The sequence below is a fragment of the Micromonospora sicca genome (assembly GCF_003172935.1).
Classification (GTDB): Bacteria; Actinomycetota; Actinomycetes; order Mycobacteriales; family Micromonosporaceae; genus Micromonospora; species Micromonospora sicca.
In genome coordinates, this window is sequence record NZ_QGKS01000515.1 from 1 (window position 1) to 2,333 (window position 2,333).

At 76.9% G+C, this 2,333-nt stretch carries 3 protein-coding genes; 1 reads left to right on the top strand and 2 read right to left on the bottom strand.

From position 1 onward, the window contains the following. Positions 1-11: 11 nt before the first annotated feature. Together DKT69_RS36780 and DKT69_RS36785 are read right to left on the bottom strand one after the other, a co-directional pair. Positions 12-581 (bottom strand): GNAT family N-acetyltransferase, encoded by a 570-nt coding sequence (locus tag DKT69_RS36780; protein WP_109805953.1) that lies wholly within the window; start codon positions 579-581, stop codon positions 12-14. After that, positions 578-1,954 (bottom strand): cobyrinic acid a,c-diamide synthase CobB, encoded by a 1,377-nt coding sequence (locus tag DKT69_RS36785; protein WP_109805954.1) that lies wholly within the window; start codon positions 1,952-1,954, stop codon positions 578-580. The genes DKT69_RS36780 and DKT69_RS36785 overlap by 4 nt, the downstream gene beginning before the upstream one ends. 176 nt (positions 1,955-2,130) lie before the next feature. Between DKT69_RS36785 and DKT69_RS36790 the strand changes: the two genes are divergently transcribed. Next, positions 2,131-2,333 (top strand): SURF1 family cytochrome oxidase biogenesis protein (locus tag DKT69_RS36790; protein ID WP_146231322.1); only part of this gene is annotated, 203 nt, incomplete at its 3' end.

Consider the following 2,333-nt stretch of genomic DNA (forward strand, 5'->3'; position numbering starts at 1 on the left):
GGGTGGGGGGGTCAGCGGAGGTCGGCGGCTACGAAGGACCAGAGTTCCAGGTCGACGCGGGCACCGCGGACGAAGCCGGCGTTGCGCAGCAGGCCCTCGTAGCTGAACCCGGCCTTCTCGGCGACCCGCCGGGACGCGATGTTCCCCGGCGCCACCCGCAGCTCGACCCGCTGGAAGCCGTGCTCCAGAATCAACGCGATGGCCAGCGCGTCCACCGCCTCGGCGGCCAAACCGTAGCCGCGGGCGTGCGGCGCGACCGCGTAGGACACCTCGGTCAACCGGGCACCCCAGTCGGTGCGGCGGGTCCACAGGCAGCCGACGACCCGCTGGTCCTCCCGGCGGAGCACCCCGTAGTGGTCGCCGTCGCCGCTGTCCCGGCGCTGCCGGGCCAGCTCCGTGCACCAGGCCCGCCCCTCGATCTGCCCGACGGCGTCCGCCAGCGGCAGCCAGCGCTGGGTCTGCCGGTCCGCGAAGATCTCGTCGACCGCCTCGGCGTCGGCCGCGGTAAGCTGCCGGACCTCGGTGCGCGGGGTGGAGACCGTCAGGGCCGGGAAGCGGCGTACGGCCACCTGTCCGATCACGCCGGGGCCTCCGCGGTCGCGGGCTCCACCGCCGCAGCGGCCACCAGGCGCGCGGCGATCTCCGGGTACGCGGCCCAGTGCGGGACGAGCTGCGAGGCGTGCACGCCCCGCCAGACGAAGCCCTCCGGCGCGCCGCCGTCCCAGCTCCACGCCGGGCGCTCGCCGGCCCGCGGGGTGAGCACCGCGCTGTGCTGCTTGTGCCCCACCACCACCGTGCCCGCGGCGGCCACCACGCTGTCCGTCCGGGCGGTCGCCTCCCGGTAGCCGATCACCAGGCCGTCCCGGCTCGCACCGATCGCGTCGAGCACCCCGCACATCGGCAGCCCGTCCAGCTCCCGGGCCAGCCACAGCAGGCCGGCGCCCTCGGCGAGCACCGGGCGGCCGGTGCGGGCCAGCTCGGCCACGGCGATGCAGAGCCGGCGGTTGGCCGACAGCTCGTCCGCGTACGACTCGGGAAGCCCGCCGCCGACGACCAGCGCGCGGGTGCCCGCGGGCAGGGCCTCGTCGCGCAGCGGGTCGAAGGTGACCACCTCGGCCCCGGCGGCGCGGAGCAGCTCCGCCGTCTCCGGGTGGCTGTAGCTGCCGCCCGGGCCACCGGCCAGCGCGACCACCGGACGCGCCCCACCCGGCGCCCCCGCCGCCGGCTCCGGCGACCAGGGGTCGACGGTCAGCGCCGGCGCCGAACGGGCCAGCACCAGCAGCCGGTCCAGGTCGACCGTGGCGGCCACCGCCTCGCCCAGCCGGCGCACCGCGCGGACCGCCTCGGCGTCCCGCGCGATCGCGGGGACCAGGCCGTGCCGGCGGGCGGGCAGCACCGGCGGCAGCTCGTGCCGGCGCAGCGCGCCGTAGACCGGCACGCCGATGTCGTCGAGGGCCTCGCGGAGCATCGCCTCGTGCCGGGGCGAGGCCACCCGGTTGAGGACCACGCCGCCGAGCCAGAGCTGCTCGTCGTACGCCCGGAAGCCGTGCACCAGGGCGGCCACCGACTGCCCCATCGCGGCCACGTCCACCATCAGCACGACCGGGCTGCGCAGCGCGGCGGCGACCGCCGCGGTGGACTCGGTCTCCGGCCGGCCGGCGACCGAGTCGTAGAGCCCCATGGTGCCCTGCACGACGGCGAGCCCGGCCCCCGCGGACCCGTGCGCGAAGAGCGGGGCGATCCGCTCCGGGCCGACCAGCCGCGGGTCCAGGTTGCGCCCCGGGCGGCCGGCGGCCAGCCCCAGGTACGCCGCGTCGATCTGGTCCGGCCCGATCTTGAAACCGGCCACGTCGAGCCCCCGCTCGGCCAGGGCGGCGAGCAGCCCGAGGGTGAGGGCGCCGGTGCCGTGCCCCGAGGAGGGCGCGCTCAACAGGACGCGCGGCACGACGGTCATCATCGACTCCTCGCAGGCGACGGGACGTACGCGGTGAGGGTGGTGCGCGGCGGCGGACCGGTCGCGCGGTCCGCCCGCGTGACCATACCCGGCCGGGCCGACGGCTGGCTGCCGCCGACCGGCCGGTTCGGGGCCGCGCAGCTCAGTGGCCCCGCTCATACGGGTAGCCTCGATGCGTGTACCGGTTCCTGCTGACCCCGCGCTGGCTGGGCTGTCTCGCGCTGACCCTGGTCGCCGCCGCGGTGATGGTGTTCCTCGGCAACTGGCAGCTGGACCGCTACCAGGGACGTACGGCGATCAACGAGCGGATCGACGCCGGCGCGACCATGTCCCCCGCGCCGGCGTCGATCCGCTCGTTGATCGCCGTACGTCCCTGGTA